At 70.5% G+C, this 18,158-nt stretch carries 20 protein-coding genes; 7 read left to right on the forward strand and 13 right to left on the reverse strand.

What is annotated here, in order from left to right; all coding sequences use genetic code 11:
* Positions 1-206: 206 nt before the first annotated feature.
* Positions 207-1,139 (reverse strand): AEC family transporter, encoded by a 933-nt coding sequence (locus ABT004_RS16665; RefSeq protein ID WP_351336887.1) that lies wholly within the window; start codon positions 1,137-1,139, stop codon positions 207-209.
* A gap of 130 nt (positions 1,140-1,269) precedes the next feature.
* Here ABT004_RS16665 and ABT004_RS16670 point away from each other — a divergent pair, with 130 nt between their 5' ends.
* On the forward strand, positions 1,270-1,668 hold the full coding sequence (locus tag ABT004_RS16670; protein WP_351336890.1) for an STAS domain-containing protein: 399 nt from the start codon (positions 1,270-1,272) through the stop codon (positions 1,666-1,668).
* On the opposite strand, the gene ABT004_RS16675 is transcribed toward ABT004_RS16670, so the two are convergent.
* Together ABT004_RS16675 and ABT004_RS16680 are read right to left on the reverse strand one after the other, a co-directional pair.
* Positions 1,579-2,556 carry a sigma-70 family RNA polymerase sigma factor gene (locus ABT004_RS16675; RefSeq protein ID WP_351336892.1) on the reverse strand — a complete coding sequence of 326 codons (978 nt, stop codon included), beginning with the start codon at positions 2,554-2,556 and terminating at the stop codon, positions 1,579-1,581. The two genes, ABT004_RS16670 and ABT004_RS16675, sit on opposite strands and share 90 nt — an antisense overlap.
* A gap of 150 nt (positions 2,557-2,706) precedes the next feature.
* Positions 2,707-3,996, reverse strand: coding sequence for an MFS transporter (locus tag ABT004_RS16680; protein ID WP_351336894.1), 1,290 nt, complete (start codon positions 3,994-3,996; stop codon positions 2,707-2,709).
* A gap of 63 nt (positions 3,997-4,059) precedes the next feature.
* On the opposite strand from ABT004_RS16680, the gene ABT004_RS16685 reads away from it, so the two are divergent.
* Positions 4,060-5,037, forward strand: coding sequence for a LysR family transcriptional regulator (locus tag ABT004_RS16685; protein ID WP_351336896.1), 978 nt, complete (start codon positions 4,060-4,062; stop codon positions 5,035-5,037).
* A gap of 117 nt (positions 5,038-5,154) precedes the next feature.
* Here ABT004_RS16685 and ABT004_RS16690 read toward each other — a convergent pair whose 3' ends face one another.
* Positions 5,155-5,907, reverse strand: coding sequence for an alpha/beta hydrolase (locus ABT004_RS16690; RefSeq protein ID WP_351336899.1), 753 nt, complete (start codon positions 5,905-5,907; stop codon positions 5,155-5,157).
* Between the two features lie 172 nt (positions 5,908-6,079).
* On the opposite strand from ABT004_RS16690, the gene ABT004_RS16695 reads away from it, so the two are divergent.
* Complete coding sequence (locus tag ABT004_RS16695; RefSeq protein ID WP_351336900.1) at positions 6,080-7,246, forward strand: adenosine deaminase; 1,167 nt, start codon at positions 6,080-6,082, stop codon at positions 7,244-7,246.
* A gap of 147 nt (positions 7,247-7,393) precedes the next feature.
* Positions 7,394-7,720 carry an ATP-binding protein gene (locus ABT004_RS16700; protein ID WP_351336903.1) on the forward strand — a complete coding sequence of 109 codons (327 nt, stop codon included), beginning with the start codon at positions 7,394-7,396 and terminating at the stop codon, positions 7,718-7,720.
* Positions 7,721-7,798: 78 nt separating this feature from the next.
* Here ABT004_RS16700 and ABT004_RS16705 read toward each other — a convergent pair whose 3' ends face one another.
* The 5 genes from ABT004_RS16705 to afsQ1 form a co-directional block, all read right to left on the reverse strand.
* On the reverse strand, positions 7,799-7,999 hold the full coding sequence (locus ABT004_RS16705) for a PspC domain-containing protein (protein WP_351336906.1): 201 nt from the start codon (positions 7,997-7,999) through the stop codon (positions 7,799-7,801).
* 86 nt (positions 8,000-8,085) lie between these two features.
* On the reverse strand, positions 8,086-8,628 hold the full coding sequence (locus tag ABT004_RS16710; RefSeq protein WP_351336909.1) for a VanZ family protein: 543 nt from the start codon (positions 8,626-8,628) through the stop codon (positions 8,086-8,088).
* A 123-nt stretch (positions 8,629-8,751) separates the two neighbouring features.
* Positions 8,752-9,354 (reverse strand): hypothetical protein, encoded by a 603-nt coding sequence (locus ABT004_RS16715; RefSeq protein ID WP_351336912.1) that lies wholly within the window; start codon positions 9,352-9,354, stop codon positions 8,752-8,754.
* Positions 9,351-10,919, reverse strand: a complete 1,569-nt coding sequence (locus tag ABT004_RS16720) for an ATP-binding protein (RefSeq protein WP_351336914.1) — start codon at positions 10,917-10,919, stop codon at positions 9,351-9,353. Before ABT004_RS16720 ends, ABT004_RS16715 begins: the two co-directional genes overlap by 4 nt.
* A complete protein-coding gene (afsQ1, locus tag ABT004_RS16725) occupies positions 10,916-11,593 on the reverse strand; it encodes a two-component system response regulator AfsQ1 (protein WP_351336917.1) in 678 nt (225 codons plus the stop codon). Before afsQ1 ends, ABT004_RS16720 begins: the two co-directional genes overlap by 4 nt.
* Before the next feature lie 264 nt (positions 11,594-11,857).
* On the opposite strand from afsQ1, the gene ABT004_RS16730 reads away from it, so the two are divergent.
* On the forward strand, positions 11,858-12,622 hold the full coding sequence (locus ABT004_RS16730; RefSeq protein WP_351336920.1) for a SigE family RNA polymerase sigma factor: 765 nt from the start codon (positions 11,858-11,860) through the stop codon (positions 12,620-12,622).
* A 165-nt stretch (positions 12,623-12,787) separates the two neighbouring features.
* On the opposite strand, the gene ABT004_RS16735 is transcribed toward ABT004_RS16730, so the two are convergent.
* Complete coding sequence (locus ABT004_RS16735; RefSeq protein ID WP_351336922.1) at positions 12,788-13,417, reverse strand: ATP-binding protein; 630 nt, start codon at positions 13,415-13,417, stop codon at positions 12,788-12,790.
* 125 nt (positions 13,418-13,542) lie between these two features.
* Here ABT004_RS16735 and ABT004_RS16740 point away from each other — a divergent pair, with 125 nt between their 5' ends.
* The gene (locus ABT004_RS16740; protein WP_351336925.1) at positions 13,543-13,956 is read left to right on the forward strand and encodes a hypothetical protein; all 414 of its coding nucleotides are present in this window, start codon (positions 13,543-13,545) and stop codon (positions 13,954-13,956) included.
* Positions 13,957-14,032: 76 nt separating this feature from the next.
* Here the strand turns inward: ABT004_RS16740 and ABT004_RS16745 are convergent, their stop codons facing one another.
* Genes ABT004_RS16745 through deoC form a run of 3 tightly spaced genes read right to left on the reverse strand, consistent with a single transcriptional unit; the run spans position 14,033 to position 17,324 of the window.
* The gene (locus ABT004_RS16745) at positions 14,033-14,932 is read right to left on the reverse strand and encodes an aldehyde dehydrogenase family protein (protein WP_351336928.1); all 900 of its coding nucleotides are present in this window, start codon (positions 14,930-14,932) and stop codon (positions 14,033-14,035) included.
* Positions 14,925-16,361: an aldehyde dehydrogenase family protein gene (locus tag ABT004_RS16750; RefSeq protein WP_351336931.1), complete on the reverse strand. Its 1,437-nt coding sequence runs from the start codon at positions 16,359-16,361 to the stop codon at positions 14,925-14,927. The genes ABT004_RS16745 and ABT004_RS16750 overlap by 8 nt, the downstream gene beginning before the upstream one ends.
* A gap of 6 nt (positions 16,362-16,367) precedes the next feature.
* The gene (gene deoC, locus ABT004_RS16755) at positions 16,368-17,324 is read right to left on the reverse strand and encodes a deoxyribose-phosphate aldolase (protein ID WP_351336933.1); all 957 of its coding nucleotides are present in this window, start codon (positions 17,322-17,324) and stop codon (positions 16,368-16,370) included.
* 190 nt (positions 17,325-17,514) lie between these two features.
* Between deoC and ABT004_RS16760 the strand changes: the two genes are divergently transcribed.
* Positions 17,515-18,138 (forward strand): PH domain-containing protein, encoded by a 624-nt coding sequence (locus ABT004_RS16760; RefSeq protein ID WP_351336936.1) that lies wholly within the window; start codon positions 17,515-17,517, stop codon positions 18,136-18,138.
* Positions 18,139-18,158: the final 20 nt, after the last annotated feature.

Here is an 18,158-nt window from a genome sequence, read left to right on the forward strand (position 1 = left end):
GGAGGGGCCTGCTAAATCGCCGCTGGGGCTATAAGCGGCCCTGCCGGGCGGGCCTGCTCAATCGCCGCAGGGGATTGATAGATCAAGCCCCTGCGGCAAAATCAAGCCCCGCCGGCGATTGAGGCGCGGGGTCCGGGGCGGAGCCCCGAGGCGTGGGGACGGGGGCGCGGAGGGGCCCGGGGCAGCGGCCCGCGTCAACGTGATGGTCACCCCAACAACGCCGCGACCACCACAAGCACCGGCACCGCCCCCATCGTCGACAACAGAATCGACTCCCGCGCCAACCGCTCCCCCACCCGATAGTGACTCGCGTACGTGAAGATGTTCTGGGCCGCCGGAAGCGCCGACGTCACCACGACGTCCAGCAACCGCGCCCCATGCAGCCCGAACACGAAGGACGCCAGCGCCCACGCCGCCACCGGCTGCCCCACCACCTTCAGCACCGTCGACAACAGCACCGGCCCCCGGTCCGCGCCTCGGCCACCCGGCCAGGAACTCCCGCACAGCGAGATGCCGAACGCGATGAGGATCGCCGGCACCGACATGTTCGCGATCAGTTCCAGCGGGTCGAAGACCGGCGACGGCACCGTCCACCCCGCCGCCGACACCAGCACCCCGCACAGCGACCCGATCGCGATCGGGTTCCGGAACGGCGTCAGCAGCCGCTGCCCCCACGACAACCGCGCCGCACCGGCCGCCGCCCCCGACAGATCGAGCACCGTCAGCGCCACCGGTGTCACAACGAGCTGCTGGAAGAGCAGCACCGGGGCGACGAGCGACGCGTCCCCGAGGACGTACACCGCGATCGGGATGCCCAGGTTCCCCGAGTTCACGTAACTCGAGCACAGCGCCCCGATCGTGGTCCGGCCCGCACCCCACCCGCGTACGACACTCGCCGCGATGAAGAGCCCGGCCATCGCCGCCGTGGAGAGCGCCGTGACGACCAGGCTCGGCGACAGGATCACCGCCAGGTCCGCCTTGGCCAGCATCGTGAACAGCAGCGCGGGCGTCGCCACATGGAAGGTCAGCTTGGTGAGGACCTCGCGGCCCTCCGCGCCCAGGTGGCCGCGCCGCCCGATGACGTAGCCGACCGCGATGACGATCGCGATGACCGCGAAACCGTTGAGTACCCCCTGCACGCGTCAAGACTCCGTCGTGAACGGATCCCCGGTCAACGTTGATCCACTATCCGGAACAACGTGACCCGGCCCACGTGCCCGTCTGCGCACGGGACCGATGAATTCCGCACCGCCGCACGGTCATTCGTACGTGTCCGCTTCCTCGCTCTCTCCCGAGTCCCCGCCCGTCGTGGTGCTCGCCGGGCCGATCCGCTCCGGTGACGCGCCCCGGCTGTGCGAGCGCCTCGGCGCCGCCCTGCCGGGGGCGCCGACCGTGACCTGCGACGTCTCCGGCGTGACCACCGCAGACCTCGCGACCCTCGACGCGCTCGCCCGGATGCAGCTCGCCGCCCGCCGCGCCGGATCCCGGATGGTGCTCCGCGACCCGCCCGCGGGACTCGCCGTGCTCCTCGGACTCGCAGGGATGGCCGAGGTGCTGGGCGCGCCTGCCGGCGAGGAGTCAGGCGTCGAGATGGTCCGGGACGCCGAACAGCGGGAACCAGCGCTGCGTGTCCAGGAAGCAGTGGTACCCCGCGATCCGCCCCGCTGAGAACTCGACGACCTGGATCGCCCAGGGCGTGAAGCCTCCCTTGTCCGGATCCGGCTTGTAGTGGGCGAACGCCGGCGTCCCGTTCGACACCACCGGCAGCAGGCGCGAACCCGCGCAGGAAGCGCCGATCGTCGTCATGAAGCCCGTGATGTCCTCGGGGCCGCGCAGCCACAGGTCGAACGGCGGCATCGTCATGATGGCGTCCTCGGCGAGCAGTTCGGTGAGGGCCTTCATGTCGTAGCCCTCGAACGCCGCGACGTAGCGCTCCAGGAGCTTCTGCTGCTCCTCGTCGAGCGGATCGGACGTCGCGGAGTCCGCGGGCGGGGACTCCGCCAGCGTCGCCCGCGCTCGCTGCAGCGCGCTGTTCACCGAAGCCACCGACGTGTCGAGCAGGTCCGCTACCTCCTGCGCCTTCCACGCCAGGACCTCGCGCAGGATCAGCACCGCCCGCTGCTTCGGCGGCAGCTGCTGGAGCGCGGCGACGAACGCGAGCCGCACCGACTCCCGCGCCACGGCCGCCTCCGCCGGATCGTGCACCGCGGGCAGCACGCGGGCGTCCGGGACGGGCTCGAGCCACACATTGTCGGGGCGGGGGTTGAGTGCGGCCTGGGCGAGCGGCGCCGCCGCCGTCAGGTCCATCGGGCGGGCCCGCCTGTTCCCCGCGTTCAGCGAGTCAAGGCACACGTTCGTCGCGATGCGGTACAGCCAGGAGCGCAGGCTGGACCGGCCCTCGAACTTGTCGAAGCTGCGCCAGGCCCGCACCATCGTGTCCTGCACGGCGTCCTCGGCCTCGAACGCCGAGCCCAGCATCCGATAGCAGTACCCGGTCAGCTCGACCCGGTGTTTCTCCAGGTCGTCCAGCCCGGCCTGCGTCGCGGTGTCACTCATTCCAACGCCCCCATTGCCGCGGTGAGTTACAGGCACGGAACAGTGTCCGGCCCAGCACTCCGAAAGCTACCGCAGCCCACTGACAACGGCCCCCCGACCGGGAAAAAGTCCAGGTCGGAAGGCCGGTTCGGTAACGCCAGTGGCAGTGGTTCAGTGCGCCGCGACCGTGGGGCCGCCCGTCCGGTGCCGCGCGGACCGCGCCGCGTACGACCCCCACACCGTGATCGCCACGACGCCGAGCACCGCGAGGAAGCCGAGGCCCACCGTCCCCGACCAGCCCCCCGCGTGGAAGGCGACCGCGCCGACCGCCGAGCCGACGCTGGACCCGACGTAGTACATGGTCTGGTAGAGCGCCGAGGCCTGCGCCCGCCCGTGCGTGGCGGTGTGGCTGACGGACGACGAGGCCGTCGCGTGGCCCGCGAAGAAGCCCGCCGTGATCAGCACGAGGCCCAGCAGGACGAGGACGAGGTTCGGGACGAGGGCGAGCAGCAGCCCCGCCATCGTCGTGCCCGCCGACAGGTACAGCGTGCCGCGCCTGCCGAGCCGCGTCACGAGCTGGCCCGCGGCCGCCGAGGAGACGGTCCCCACCAGGTAGACGATGAAGATCGAGCCGACGACACCCTGCGGGAGGGAGAACGGCGCGGCGGACAGCCGGTAGCCGATCACCGTGTAGACGCCGCCGAACACCATCATGAACAGCGCGCCGATCAGGTACAGGCGGCGCAGCAGCGGGTTCGCGAGATGGCTGCCGACCGTGGCGGCAAGGGCGCGCGGGCGCAGCGAGCCCGGCGTGAAGTGACGCGGCGCCGGCAGCAGCATCCGGAACGCGACGGCGCACGCCACCGCGATCACGCCGATCACTCCGAGGGCCACTCGCCAGCCCCACGCCTGCGCGAGCCAGCCGCCGATGATCCGGCCGCTCATGCCGCCGATGGAGTTGCCCGCGACGAACAGCCCGATGGCCGCGACCAGCGCCTTCGGCCGTACCTCCTCCGCGAGATACGCCATCGCGGAAGCAGGAAGGCCCGCGAGGGCCGCGCCCTGCAGCGCGCGCAGCGTGATCAGCACGGTGAGGTTCGGGGCGAAGGGAACCAGCAGCCCCACCGCGACCGCCACCGACAGCGAGGCGGTCATCACCGTGCGCCGCCCGAACCGCTCGGACAGCGCGCTCAGCGGCAGCACGCACACGGCGAGCGCGAAGGTCGACGCGGACACCGTCCAGGCCGCCGCGCTCGCGCTCGCGCCGTAGCCGTCGGAGATGAGGGGGAGCAGTGCCTGCGTCGAGTAGAGGAGCGCGAAGGTGGCGACTCCGGCGAGGAACAGGGCGAAGCTCATGCGGCGGTAACCGGGACCGCCGGGCGTCAACCGGGTGTCGGCGGCGGGCTGGGTGTCGGCGACCGCGTCGGTGGAGACGGCCGCCGGGCTACTGGCAGGTGACATGCACTGAACGTAGGCTCACCTGCGTTCATGCGTCCAATGCATGAAGACGCCATAATCGTTCCCATGGAGCATGAGCACAGGGCACAGCGGCAACTGCCACCGTTCAGTGACACGGAAGACATCGTCACGCTGCTCGCCCCGCGCCTCGTCCAGTTCGCCGGGGTCGCCCGCACCGAGCACGTCACGCGCGCGGCGCAGGAGTTGAACATGCCGCAGTCCACGCTCTCCCGTGCCATGGTCCGCCTCGAACGCGACCTGGGCGTCGAGCTGTTCGCCCGGCACGGTCGCACGGTGTCGCTGACCCCCGCGGGCCGCACCTTCCTCTCCTCGGTGGAGCGCGCGCTCGGCGAGGTCGAGAAGGCGGCCGAGTCGGTGCGCGCCGACGCCGACCCCGAGTCCGGGAAGGTCGCCTTCGGCTTCCTGCACACGATGGGTACGGAGACGGTGCCCGGTCTGATCCGCGCCTTCCGCGCCGAATACCCCCGCATCCGCTTCAGCCTCGTGCAGAACTACGGAGAGGCGATGCTGGAGCGGTTGCGCGCGGGCGAACTGGACCTCTGCCTCACCTCGCCCGTCCCGGACGAGCCGGGCCTGGTCGCGCGCCGCCTCGACGAGCAGCGCCTGCGCCTCGTCGTCCCCGACCACCACCGCCTCGCGGCCCGTAAGCGCATCCGTCTGGAGGAGGCGGCAGAGGAAACCTTCGTCACCCTCGAACCCGGCTACGGGATGCGCCGCATCTTCGACGACCTGTGCGCGGAGGCCGGGTTCAAGCCGCGGGTCGCGTTCGAGGGCGAGGAGACCGAGACGCTGCGCGGCTTCGTCGCGGCGGGCCTCGGTGTCGCCCTCCTCCCACCTCCGACCGTGCCACGCCCGGGAGTCGTGGAACTGACGGTGACCGGCCAACGCGCCGTCCGCGAAATCGGCGTCGCCTGGCTCGACGGCCACCCGGACACCCCTCCGGTAGCCGCCTTCAAGAAGTTCCTGCTCTCCCGCAGGGGAAGACTCCTACCGGAGCACATTTCAAGCCCCGCCGGCGATTGAGGCGCGTCTTTTAAGCCCCTGCGGCGTTTGAGCAGGTCTTTCAAGCCCCGCCGTCGGACGAGAGCCAGCGGGGTCCGGGGCAGAGCTCCGCGACGTAGGCCCGACGCCGCAGCAGCACTACAACGTCCGCCCAAAGCCGGCGGCAAGCGGCATCCGCAACCCCAACGGCGGCGGCGCCGCAAACGCATCCTGAAGCGGCCGCGAAAACGGCCGCCCGAACAACGTGCCCAGCACGAAGTCCACCGCCAGCGAGCCCACTTCATACCGATGCTGCGCCAACCCGTGCCCGTCCGAATGCACCTCGAACCGGCACACATCCCGGTTCGCCTTCTTCGCACGGCCCGCGAGCCGGAAGGACAACTCCGGGTCCGTACGCCGGTCATCGGTCCCGTGCACGATCAGGACCCGGCGCCCCGCGAGCTGCTTGACCGGTTCGAGCGGCGCCGCCACATCGTCCTCCGGAAGCCAAGGGGCAAGAGCAAGAACGGAGTTGACGGCCTCGTGGCCACCCGCGTGCAGCGCGGCTCGGCCCCCCATGTCGATGCCCGCGAGGCAGATCGGTACGTCCCCGTAGCGGCGCACCACCTCGTCGGCCGCCCACCGGGCATCGCGCGCGAGCTCGGCCTGCGTCCCGTTCCAGCCGCGGCACCGGTACTGCACGACATGCGTGACGAGGCCGGCGTCCCGCCCCGCGCGCGTGAGGCGGCGGGCGAGCGGGCGCAGCGCGGCCCGGTCCATGGGGGAGGGTCTGCGGGCCGACGTCTCCTCGCCCGCGGGGAGCAGCAGCACGACGCCGCCCACCGCTCCCGGCACCGGCCCGGCCGCCTTGGCAAGCCGCGCCTCGCGGCTCTGCGTCGCTCGCTGCTGCATGACTGCACAGTGTCAGAAGCCCGGCGTACGCCGCCGGTGGAGCGGGTCACTGTTGCGTATCGACGGATCATGCCCGGCGGCCCACGCCCGTCCCCCTCGCTCCTCCTCACTCCTCGCAACGAACTGGCAACGAACCGCAGCGATCTACGCGCGTAGGAGTTAGAGTGCGGAAATGACGAGCCCGATCACCGCGAACCCCAACAGCCCCCGGGTGCCGACCGCCGAGCAGATCCGTCGCGCGCCCAAGGTGCTCCTGCACGACCACCTCGACGGCGGCCTCAGGGCCGGCACGACCGTCGACCTGGCCCGCGAGCAGGGGTACGAGAACCTGCCGGAGGCCGACGCCGACAAGCTCGGCGTCTGGTTCCGTGAAGCGGCCGACTCCGGTTCCCTGGAGCGGTACTTGGAGACGTTCAGTCACACCTGCGCCGTCATGCAGACGCGCGAGGCGCTGGTTCGGGTCGCCGCCGAGTGCGCCGAGGACCTCGCCGAGGACGGCGTCGTCTACGCCGAGGTCCGCTACGCCCCGGAGCAGCACCTGGAACAGGGGCTCACCCTCCAAGAGGTCGTCGAGGCGGTCAACGAGGGCTTCAGGGAAGGCGAGCGGCGCGCGAAGGAGAGCGGTCACCGCATCCGCGTCGGCGCCCTGCTCACCGCGATGCGGCACGCGGCCCGCGCCCTGGAGATCGCCGAACTCGCCAACGGATACCGGGACTTGGGCGTCGTCGGCTTCGACATCGCGGGAGCGGAGGCCGGCTTCCCGCCCACCCGCCACCTCGACGCCTTCGAGTACCTCAAGCGGGAGAACAACCACTTCACGATCCACGCGGGCGAGGCCTTCGGCCTTCCGTCCATCTGGCAGGCGTTGCAGTGGTGCGGCGCGGACCGGCTCGGGCACGGTGTGCGCATCATCGACGACATCAAGGTGGAGGCCGACGGCAGCGTACAGCTGGGCCGCCTCGCCTCGTACGTGCGCGACAAGCGGATCCCGCTTGAGCTGTGCCCCTCGTCGAACCTGCAGACCGGTGCCGCGAGTTCCTACGGGGAGCACCCCATCGGGCTGCTGCGGAAGCTGCACTTCAGGGCGACGGTCAACACGGACAACCGCCTCATGTCCGGTACGTCGATGAGCCGCGAATTCGAGCACCTGGTCGACGCGTTCGGTTACACGCTCGACGACATGCAGTGGTTTTCCGTCAATGCGATGAAGTCAGCATTCATTCCTTTCGATGAACGACTGGCCATGATCAATGACGTCGTCAAGCCCGGATATGCCGAGTTGAAATCCGAATGGCTGTTCCGTCAGACCGCTTCCACCAGCGGGTCTGCCGCCGAGTAGGGCCTTTCCGGGGGACATTGAAGCGGTCGGGAACGCTTGTTCCCGACCGCTTTTCCCGGCGGTTCGCTGTTTGCGGGTGCAGCGGAGGAATGTTTACGGTCGTGGACCGCTCATTCCCCCGTCATCGTCAAGAGGACGCATTTCACAATGAAGCACTCTGCTGCCAAGACCCTCGGTGTCGCCGCTCTCGGAGCCGCTTTCGCCGCCGCCGGTGCCGGTGCCGCGAACGCCGCCCCGGCCGTGCCCGACGCCGCCGGCACCGTCGGATCCGTGACCTCCGCCCTCCCGCTGCAGGACGTGGCGTCGACGCTGCCCGCCGGTGCCGAGTCCGTGTCCGCCGCTCAGGGCGCCGTGGCCAACGGCCTGACCACGGCCACGCCGGTCGTGGACCAGGCCGCGAAGGGCGCCCTGCCGCTCGACGGCGACCCGGTCTCCGGGCTGCTCGGCGGCCTGCCGGTCGGCCCGCTCGGCTGACCCGACCCACCGCACACGCCGAAGGGGCGCACCCGCGATCACGCGGATGCGCCCCTTCGGCGTGGATGCGAACGGACGTCACCAGGCCTGGCGGACCTTGTTCTCACTCGGGAACAGGATCCACAGCACGATGTAGAGCAGGAACTGCGGGCCCGGCAGCAGGCACGAGACCAAGAAAATCACGCGCATCGTGGCCGCGGAGGTGCCGAAGCGCCGTGCCAGCGCTGCGCACACTCCGCCGATCATCCGTCCGTTCGTGGGGCGGGCAAGGGCGGTCATGGTGGGCTCCTTCGCGAACCGTATGTCTTCGGTGTGTCGTGCTTACGTCTTCGAAGGTACGCCGCTCGACCGGGTAAAACGTCAGCTCACGGGGCGATGCCGACCCTGGAAATCGTCGGGGTCGGACCCTGAAGCGGCTCCTGCGGGGGGAGGGGGACGTGCTCCGCCCAGCGGCGTAGCCGGGAGCGCAGGGCGGGCACCACGAGGAGGTGGGCGAGCGCGACGCCCATCGTGTTCAGGAACAGCGAGTCGATGTCCACGACCTGGCCGGGCACGCCGGTCTGCAGCAGTTCGATGCCGAGCGAGATCAGTGCGGCCATGACGACCGTGCGCACAAGCGAACCCCACAACGACACGTACAGGCGGCCGCCCGCGACGGGCAGCAGCACGCCGAGCGGGGCGAGCAGCGCCAGGCCCTCACCGATACGCAGCGCCGCCTCGCGCCTGCCGAGCGCGAGGTCGGAGCGGATGCCGGCCAAGGGGTGCAGGTTCGCCGCGCTGACCCAGGGCACGTCCAGGGGGCGCAGCGTGAACCAGGCAACGAAGAGGAGATGCGCGGCGAGAAGGGCGATCCCCGCCGCACGGAAACGGACGGCGGCCCTTTGGCCGCTCGAGCGATGGCGCTGCACGCACCCCTAGACGCCGGACGCGGCAGGATCGGTTCCGCCCAAGCTCGGACGAGCTTCCGATGGGCTTCCGCCGAGGTCGCGGCGGGGACGCGGCGGGGGTGGCGCCGGGCCGTGCGGTGTCCGTCAGTTCAGGGTTCTCGTCGGGGCCGGGATCAGGCCAGGGCGGGCCTTCAGCGCCTCCGAGCAGGAGTATTCGCGGGGCGGAGCGGAGTCAGGGCCGCCGAGGACCACGTGCTCCTCGTCCTCCGCCGTGACCTCGCTGGTCGCGAACGTGCAGATGACCTGGGCCAGGGCGTAGGGGGACAGGTCGGCCGGTGTGGTGTTCAGGCGCAGCGTGTCCGCGGGGTCGCCCTCGCGCGGGCCCGAGACCTTGAGGCCGGAGCGGACGTCCGTCGTGTAGCCCGCCGTCTTCTCCTCGCCGGAGGGGGCCGCGGCCAACTGCGCGAGCAGCTCCCGGGCCACCACGATCCGGTCGGACGACTGGCCGCGCTCCAGCGTGATGGTCCGGTCGACCGTGACCAGCTGCGACGTACAGACCAGATAGACCTGCACCGGGAACTCGCCGCCCGCCTGCGCCCCCACCTCGTCCGAGCCCGCCAGGGAGCAGCCCACGCGCGTGGGCGCGGCGCCGAACTCCGTCGGCACCTCCGTGGGACGGATCCCGCAGCCGGTGAGCAGCAGAGCGGCGAGGCCCATGTGGGCCCAGGGGCGTACCCGTCGCGTCACGACGAGGCACCGCCTTCCCGCGCTTCCTCGGTGTCCTCCTCCGTGGCGGATGCGAGACGCTCGGCGTCCCGCGGCAGGTGCAGCGTGAACACGGCTCCCCCTTCGGGGGAGTTGGCCGCGCCGATCCGGCCGCCGTGGATACGGGCGTTCTCCACGGCGATGGACAGGCCGAGGCCGCTGCCCTCCGAGCGGGGCCGCGAGGCGCTCGCCTTGAAGAAGCGGTCGAAGACGTGCGGCAGGACGTCATCGGGGATGCCCGGACCGTGGTCGCGTACGGCGATGACGATGTCGTCGCCCTCCACCCGCACCGAGACGCGCACCGGGGACCCGCCGTGCTTGAGCGCGTTGCCGATCAGGTTCGCGAGGATCACGTCGAGGCGGCGCGGGTCGAGGCGGGCCGTGATGCCGCGCTCGGCGTCGAGTTCGACGGCGTCCAGCCAGGCGCGGGCGTCGATGCAGGCGGTGATCTGGTCGGCGAGGTCGACGTCGTCGAGGACGAGCTTGGCGCTGCCCGCGTCGAAGCGGGTGACCTCCATGAGGTTCTCGACGAGGTCGTTCAGGCGCCGGGTCTCGCTGACCACGAGACGTACGGCCGGTTCGATCATGGGGTCGACCGAGCCGGTCTCGGCGTCGAGCTCCTCCTCCAGGATCTCCGTCACCGCGGTGATCGCGGTCAGCGGCGTGCGCAGCTCGTGCGACATGTCGGCGACGAAGCGGCGCGAGGACTCGTCGCGGGAACTCATGTCCGCGACCTTCTTCTCCAGGTTCTCCGCCGTCTTGTTGAACGTACGGGACAGCTCCGCGAGTTCGTCCGTACCGGAGACGCGCAGCCGGGTGTCGAGCTTGCCCTCGCCGAGCCTGCGCGCGGCGACCCCCAGCCGGTGCACCGGCTTGAGCACCGTCGTCGCGGCCGCCTGCGCGAGCAGCGCGGAGCCGATGAGGGCGAGCGCGGTGGCGATGCCGAGCGACCAGGCGAGCGAGCCGAGATCCTTGGCCTCCGGCTCAAGGGACTTGAGCATGTAGCCGGTCGGCCCGTCGTCCACGGTGGCGCCGCCGACCAGGTACGGGGTGCCGTCCTGCGTGATCCGCTGCCAGTACAGGTGGTACGCGTGCTTGTTGCCGCCGTCGACCGGCTGCTTCTTGGTGACCGCGGCCTGCAGCGACCTCGGCACGTCGGCGACGGTGAAGGCGTCCAGGTCGGAATTGCCCACGACCCGGCGGTCGTTCTCGTCCTTCGCCATGAGCATCACGCTGAAGTGCTGGCTGCTGCCCGCCATCAGGTTCGCCGCGTGCTGCAACTCGCCCTGTGTGGGCACCCCGGGCAGCGCCGCCGCCCGGTTCTGCATCTCCTGCTTGAAGTCGCTGAGCGCGGAGTCCTGCGTGCGCGTGAGCACCGCCTCGCGGTTGAGCCAGTACGCGATCCCCGACGCGGACACCGCGGCCGTCAGCGCCACGAGCGCGAACACGACGACGAGGCGCAGCCGCAGGCTGGTGAAGCGCAGGCCGGCGAGCAGGGTCTTCTTGGCGGCGGCCGCGCCCCGGAGCTTGTCGTGCGGTTTCGTCACTGAGGCGTGTCCAGCCGGTAGCCCACCCCGCGCACCGTACGGATCAGGGTCGGCGACGACGGCACGTCCTCGACCTTCGCGCGCAGCCGCTGCACACACGCGTCGACGAGCCGCGAGTCACCGAGGTAGTCGTGCTCCCACACCAGGCGCAGCAACTGCTGCCGGGACAGCGCCTGTCCGGGCCGCCTGCTCAGTTCGAGCAGCAACCGCAGCTCGGTCGGCGTCAGTTGGAGGTCCTCGCCGTTCTTCGTCACCGTCATCGCGGCGCGGTCGATCACCAACGAGCCGAAGGAAGCGGCATCGTTGGCCTCCCGCTCGCCGCGCCGCAGCACCGCTCGGATCCGCGCGTCGAGCACGCGGCCCTGCACCGGCTTCACGACATAGTCGTCGGCGCCGGACTCCAGGCCCACCACGACGTCGATGTCGTCGCTGCGCGCGGTCAGCAGGATGATCGGCAGTTGGTCGGTGCGCCGGATGCGCCGGCACACCTCGAAACCGTCGATGCCGGGCAGCATCACGTCGAGGACGATCAGATCGGGCCGCGCTTCGCGCAGCAGCTTCAGACCGTCCTCTCCGGTGGCAGCGGTGGCGACCCGATGGCCCTGGCGCGTAAGTGACAGCTCCAGGGCCGTTCGGATGGCGTCGTCGTCCTCGATCAGCAACAGGGAAGGCACGAGCGCCATTCTGGCCCATCAGAGGCCTTCAGTTCGACCGAGTGTGCCCTTCAGGTGCGGGGAAGAGGGTCGGAAGGGGCCCGGGAGCGGCCCGGCGGGTCCGCTTTCTCCACGCCTGCTCCCCATTGCGGGAGCCGCTGTGACAGGCCTGTGACAGTCGCCGGACACCGTCATGAACTCGGCCCGGCAAGCTTTTGGTCATCGCGAAGAACGACCGCGACGACGACTCAGAAGTATTCGGTACTCCACGACGGGGGGCGCGAGATGAACACGCTGCACAGCACCACCTCAAGCGCGGTTGTCACGCGTCTGCACGACATGGGCCGGGTGGCTTCCGAGCGTCACGAGAAGTCCGGCACTGTGAGCGGGCGGGGGTGCGCACGCGGCGCCGGGCGTCAGCACACCGGGTTCATGACGGTGGTTGACACGCGGGAAACGGTGACCGAGGGGGGTCACGGGGGTGCCGCGTACAGGGAGGACTCGGGGGAGTCGTGCCGGACGTCCTTGTCGGAGGCCGAGTTCACGGCCTACGTCCAGGAACGCCGCTCCTCCCTGTACGCCACCGCCTACCACCTGACCGGTGACCGGTTCGAGGCCGAGGACCTGCTGCAGAGCGCGCTGTTCTCGACGTACCGGGCCTGGGACCGGATCAGCGACAAGGCCGCGGTCGGGGGCTACCTCCGCCGCACCATGACGAACCTGCACATCAGCGCGTGGCGCCGCCGCAAGCTGAACGAGTACCCGACCGAGGAGCTGCCGGAGACGGTAGGCGACACGGACGCGATGCGCGGCACGGAGCTGCGCGCGGTTCTCTGGCAGGCCCTGGCCCGCCTCCCCGAACTGCAGCGCACCATGCTCGTGCTCCGCTACTACGAGGGCCGCACGGACCCGGAGATCGCGGACATCCTCGACATCAGTGTGGGAACGGTGAAGTCCAGCATCTGGCGCTCGCTGCGGCGGCTGCGCGAGGACGAGGTGCTCAGCTTCGGCCGTGACCAGGAGGAGTCCTTCGGCGAGCTTGTCGCCTGAAGGCTGGGGGGAACGGGGGCCCTACGGGGGAGCAGTAGGGGGGTGTGAGCGGGACCGGAAGGCCGGGGGGTCTTTCCGGTCCCGTTCCGTCTTTCCGGCCAACCGTGGTCGACGTCTCGGGGCTCCGCCCCGGACCCCGCTGCTCAATCGCCGCAGGGGCTTGATTTAGGCGCGCGCCTTCACGCAACGACCCGCCGCAGCCGCCGCGACCCGGCCGAGCGCCTCCTCCTTGCCACACGCATGCGCACCGAGCGCCACCTGCCGCCCCACGATGCCCCGCTCCATCCGCATCAGCCGCCACCCGCGCCGCACCAGAAACCCCACCGACTTGCGCCCCTCCCTGAGGTCACGCAGCAGCCGACGCCGGAACGTCGTCGACGGCCGGCCGCGCAGGCACAACGCGTCGGCCAGCACCCCCGCCTCCCGGCAGCGCTCCACGATGTCCGCCGCGAAGATGCCCTCGGCGATGAACAGTGGCGTGCGCTCGATGTCCAACGTCTCCTCGCCCACACGCGAGCTGGAGGAGATGTCGTAGACCGGAACACTCGTCCGGCCTTTCGCGCACAGCGCCACGATCGCGGCGACCGCCACCTCGGCGTCCCAGGACAGCGGCGAGTCCCAGTCGATGTCCGAAGTGCCCGGCACCAGCGGCAGCGTGGGGTCGCCCGTCTCTTTGTAGAAGTCGTCGAGACACAGGACGGGCAGCCCGGAGCGGGCCGCGAAGGACGACTTGCCGGAGCCCGAGGGGCCACAGAGCAGGACGACCCGCGTCGGTATCGGAGGATGCGAACTCACGAGACACCAGTGTGAGGCATGGCGACCGCCCTGCCGCCCCGCGTGGTGTGGTTGTGGCACGCACCACGCCAACTACCCTGTGTACCCACATGATTACACTGGCGAAAGGTTTCGGGCGTAACACCATGGCACGACACGCAGACCACAAACACTCGACCTCCGTGCGGCGCACCCTGATGCGCGTCGGACTCACCGTGACCGCGGCCGGCGCCGTCGTCGCCGGGGGTGGTGCCGCCGCGAGCGCGGCGCCGATCCCCCTGCCGCAGTCCGCGACCGGCGACTCCAACGTCGACTCGGCGGCCGACGGCATCTCCACGGCGCTCAACTCGGCCACGTCGAACGGTCTGGGCACGCTGAAGAGGCTGCCCCTGGACCCGCTGGCCGGGACGGGCGTCGACCCGCTGGACAACGCGATCGCCACGCAGGTCGCGGACTTCGCGCCGGTCAGCACGGCCGCGATCACCGATCCGGTGACTTCGGGGGCGTCGCTGGAGGAGCTGCCCGTGGTGGGCCCGGTCACGAGCGTGCTGCCGGGCTGATCGGCATGACAGTGGCCCCGGCCCCTCCTGGACGGCGGAGGAGCCGGGGCCACTGCGTTGCTCGAGCGGTGACGCCCTAGTACGCGGAGCCGGACGCGCCCAGCGAACCCGTCGGGTGCCAGACCGTCTTGGTCTCCAGGAAGTGCGTGAGGCGGTCCGTGCCGGGGTCCGCCATGAAGTCCTCCACAGGCTGTGGACGGCGTACGCGCTTCAGGTTGTCGGCGGCGCCGATCTCGAGCTGCTTCGCCAACTCGGCGTCGGCGCCCGTCAGATCGATGCCGTTGACGTCCTGGTGCGCGGCGAGCGAAGGCGCGATCTCCGCCGCCCTGCCGGACAGCACGTTCACGACGCCGCCGGGCACGTCCGAGGTCGCGAGCACCTCGCCGAGGGACAGCGCCGGGAGCGGGGACCGCTCACTGGCGATCACGACGACCGTGTTGCCGCTCGCGATCACGGGGGCGATCACCGAGACCAGGCCGAGGAAGGACGAGTCCTGCGGCGCGAGGACCGCGACGACGCCGGTCGGCTCGGGCGTGGAGAGATTGAGGAACGGTCCGGCGACGGGGTTCGCCCCGCCGACCACCTGCCCGATCTTGTCGGTCCAGCCCGCGTACCAGACCCAGCGGTCGATCGCGGCGTCGACGACTGCGGCGGCCTTGGACTTGGACAGGCCCTCCGCCTCGGCGACCTCGCGCACGAACTGCTCGCGGCGGCCCTCCAGCATCTCGGCGACGCGGTACAGGACCTGCCCGCGGTTGTACGCCGTCGCGCCCTGCCAGCCGCCGAACGCCTTGCGGGCGGCGACCACGGCGTCACGGGCGTCCTTGCGGGAGGAGAGCGGCGCGTTGGCGAGCCATTCGCCCTTGCTGGAGGTCACTTCGTACACCCGGCCGCTCTCGGAACGCGGGAACTTCCCGCCGACGTACAGCTTGTAGGTCTTGAGGACACTCAGTCGCGCGTCATTACGGTCAGACATCGAGGTACGCCTCCAGGCCGTGCCGACCGCCCTCGCGGCCGAAACCCGACTCCTTGTAGCCGCCGAACGGCGAGGTCGGGTCGAACTTGTTGAACGTGTTGGCCCAGACGACCCCGGCGCGGAGCTTGTTCGCGACCGCGAGGATGCGCGAGCCCTTCTCCGTCCAGATGCCGGCCGAGAGCCCGTACTGCGAGTTGTTGGCCTTGGCGACGGCCTCGTCCGGCGTACGGAAGGTGAGCACGGAAAGGACCGGGCCGAAGATCTCGTCGCGGGCGACGGTGTGCGCCTGCGTGACGTTCGTGAAGAGCGTCGGCGCGAACCAGTAGCCGGAGGAGGGGAGTTCGCAGGGCGCCGACCAGCGCTCGGCGCCCTCGGCCTCGCCCTGCTCGGTGAGCGCGGTGATCCGGGCCAGCTGCTCCGCCGAGTTGATGGCGCCGATGTCCGTGTTCTTGTCGAGCGGGTCGCCGAGACGCAGGGTCGACAGGCGCGACTTCAGGCGGTCGAGCAACTCGTCCTGGATCGACTCCTGGACGAGGAGACGGCTGCCCGCGCAGCAGACCTGCCCCTGGTTGAAGAAGATCCCGGTGACGATCCCTTCCACGGCCTGGTCGATGGGAGCGTCGTCGAAGACGATGTTCGCGCCCTTGCCGCCGAGTTCGAGCGTCAGCTTCTTGTCCGTACCGGCGACGGTGCGGGCGATCTCCTTGCCGACGGCCGTGGAGCCGGTGAAGGCCACCTTGTTCACGTCGGGGTGGGCGACGAGCGCCGCGCCCGAATCGCCGTACCCGGGAAGGATGTTGACCACGCCCTTCGGCAGGCCCGCCTGACGGCAGATGTCCGCGAAGAAGAGAGCGGAGAGCGGGGTCGTCTCGGCGGGCTTGAGGACGACGGTGTTGCCCGTCGCCAGCGCCGGGGCGATCTTCCACGCCAGCATCAGGAGCGGGAAGTTCCAGGGGATGACCTGGCCCGCGACGCCGAGCGGCCTGGGGTCCGCGCCGTACCCCGCGTGGTCGAGCTTGTCGGCCCAGCCCGCGTAGTAGAAGAAGTGCGCGGCGACCAGCGGGAGGTCCGCGTCGCGCGTCTCCTTGATGGGCTTTCCGTTGTCGAGCGTCTCCAGGACGGCCAGTTCGCGGCTGCGCTCCTGGATGATGCGCGCGATACGGAAGAGGTACTTGCCGCGCTCGGTGCCCGGCAGCGCGGACCACTTCTCGAACGCCTTGCGGGCGGCCTTCACCGCGCGCTCGACGTCGGCCTCACCGGCCTGCGCGACCTCGGAGAGGACCTCTTCGGTCGACGGCGAGACGGTCTTGAAGACCTTGCCGTCGGCGGCCTCGGTGAACTCGCCGTCGATGAACAGCCCGTAGGACGGTGCGATGTCGACGACGGACCGCGACTCGGGCGCGGGCGCGTACTCAAATGCGTTTGCCATGGGTGATCAGTCCACCGTCACGTAGTCGGGACCGGAGTAGCGTCCTGTGGCCAGCTTCTGACGCTGCATCAGCAGATCGTTCAGGAGGCTGGAGGCGCCGAAGCGGAACCAGTGGTTGTCGAGCCAGTCCTCGCCCGCGGTCTCGTTCACGATGACCAGGAACTTGACGGCGTCTTTGGAGGTGCGGATGCCACCCGCCGGCTTCACACCGACCTGTACCCCGGTGGCGGCGCGGAAGTCGCGTACGGCTTCGAGCATGAGGAGGGTGTTGGCGGGGGTGGCGTTGACGCCGACCTTTCCGGTCGAGGTCTTGATGAAGTCGGCCCCGGCCAGCATGCCGATCCAGCTCGCGCGCCGGATGTTGTCGTACGTCGAGAGCTCGCCGGTCTCGAAGATGACCTTGAGGCGGGCGGTGCCGGAGGCCTCCTTCACCGCGCGGATCTCGTCGTGGACCTTCATGTAGTCGCCCGCGAGGAAGGCGCCGCGATCGATGACCATGTCGATCTCGTCCGCCCCTGCGGCCACGGCCTCTCGTACGTCCCCGAGCTTGACCTCGAGGGCGGCGCGGCCTGCCGGGAAGGCGGTCGCCACGGAGGCGACCTTCACGTCCGTGCCGGCGACGGCGGCCTTCGCGGTGGCCACCATGTCGGGGTAGACGCAGAGCGCCGCGGTGCGCGGGGTGTCGCGGTCGGTGGGGTCCGGGTGGACCGCCTTCGCGCCGAGGGCCCGGACCTTGCCCGGGGTGTCGGCGCCTTCCAGGGTCGTCAGGTCGATCATCGAGATGGCCAGGTCGATGGCGTACGCCTTCGCCGTGGTCTTGATCGAACGGGTCCCGAGCGAAGCGGCGCGCGCCTCCAGGCCGACCGCGTCGACGCCGGGCAACCCGTGCAGGAAGCGGCGCAGCGTGCGCTCGGACGTGGTGACGTCCTGGTAAGCGGCGGGTGCGGGTGCAGAACTGGGCATGGTCACGAGGGGAGCATATCTACGCGCGTAGCGGCTTGTACAGGTCGGGGTTCATGGTTCGCTGCGACGTGGTTGCGGTCGCGGGGCTCTGCCCCGCACCCCCGCGCCTCAAGCGCCGGCGGGGCTGGAATGGCTCACCCGCCGCCGGGGCTGGAACAACGAGGGTTGACGGGTCGGGCACAATCGAGCCATGACGAGCAGCCAGACCACGCCCCCGCAGGCACGTGACCGGATCTATCGGTCTCCCGCCGGTATCGCCGGTGGAGTCGTGTTGATCCTGGTCGGGGCCTGGCTGGGCATCGACGCCGTGGTCAACGGGGACGGGCGGACGCCGTGGATGGCGCTCGCGGGCCTGCTGTTCGTGGTGCCGCTCGTCGTCGCGTTCACCATCCGGCCGGCCGTCTTCGGGAACGAGGAGCGGCTGCGTGTGCGCAACCCGTTCCGGGACATCACGTTGCCGTGGTCGGCGATCTCGGCCTTCAAGTCCGGGTACTCGAACGAGGTCTTCGACGAGGCGGGTGCCAAGTACCAGCTCTGGTCGATCCCGGTTTCGCTGCGTGGCCGCCGCAAGGCGCAGCGCCAGCAGATGCGCGCCGCGAAGGGGGGCCGCACCACCACCGGTGCCTCCGGGCTTCCTGTGACCGAGCCGCGGTCCACGGGGGACCTGGCCATGGACGAGATCCGTGAACTGCACGCGGCACGCACCGAGGCCGAGCCGGCGCCGGGCACCGTGACGATCCGCTGGGCGTACGAAATCATCGCCCCGGCAGTCGTGGGGGCTGTGCTCCTCGTGGTCCTCATCGCACTGGGCTAGGCCGTTACGGCCACAGGGCT

Origin of the sequence: Streptomyces sp. NPDC002790 (genome assembly GCF_040295505.1) — a bacterium.
In the GTDB taxonomy this organism is placed as follows: Bacteria; Actinomycetota; Actinomycetes; order Streptomycetales; family Streptomycetaceae; genus Streptomyces.

Coding starts and splice junctions, on each gene's coding strand:
- ABT004_RS16675 (WP_351336892.1), bottom strand. CDS start 2,556: ATGAGTGACACCGCGACGCAGGCCGGGCTGGACGACCTGGAGAAACAC.
- ABT004_RS16680 (WP_351336894.1), bottom strand. CDS start 3,996: ATGTCACCTGCCAGTAGCCCGGCGGCCGTCTCCACCGACGCGGTCGCC.
- ABT004_RS16685 (WP_351336896.1), top strand. CDS start 4,060: ATGGAGCATGAGCACAGGGCACAGCGGCAACTGCCACCGTTCAGTGAC.
- ABT004_RS16690 (WP_351336899.1), bottom strand. CDS start 5,907: ATGCAGCAGCGAGCGACGCAGAGCCGCGAGGCGCGGCTTGCCAAGGCG.
- ABT004_RS16695 (WP_351336900.1), top strand. CDS start 6,080: ATGACGAGCCCGATCACCGCGAACCCCAACAGCCCCCGGGTGCCGACC.
- ABT004_RS16700 (WP_351336903.1), top strand. CDS start 7,394: ATGAAGCACTCTGCTGCCAAGACCCTCGGTGTCGCCGCTCTCGGAGCC.
- ABT004_RS16705 (WP_351336906.1), bottom strand. CDS start 7,999: ATGACCGCCCTTGCCCGCCCCACGAACGGACGGATGATCGGCGGAGTG.
- ABT004_RS16730 (WP_351336920.1), top strand. CDS start 11,858: ATGAACACGCTGCACAGCACCACCTCAAGCGCGGTTGTCACGCGTCTG.
- ABT004_RS16740 (WP_351336925.1), top strand. CDS start 13,543: ATGGCACGACACGCAGACCACAAACACTCGACCTCCGTGCGGCGCACC.
- ABT004_RS16745 (WP_351336928.1), bottom strand. CDS start 14,932: ATGTCTGACCGTAATGACGCGCGACTGAGTGTCCTCAAGACCTACAAG.
- ABT004_RS16750 (WP_351336931.1), bottom strand. CDS start 16,361: ATGGCAAACGCATTTGAGTACGCGCCCGCGCCCGAGTCGCGGTCCGTC.
- deoC (WP_351336933.1), bottom strand. CDS start 17,324: ATGCCCAGTTCTGCACCCGCACCCGCCGCTTACCAGGACGTCACCACG.
- ABT004_RS16760 (WP_351336936.1), top strand. CDS start 17,515: ATGACGAGCAGCCAGACCACGCCCCCGCAGGCACGTGACCGGATCTAT.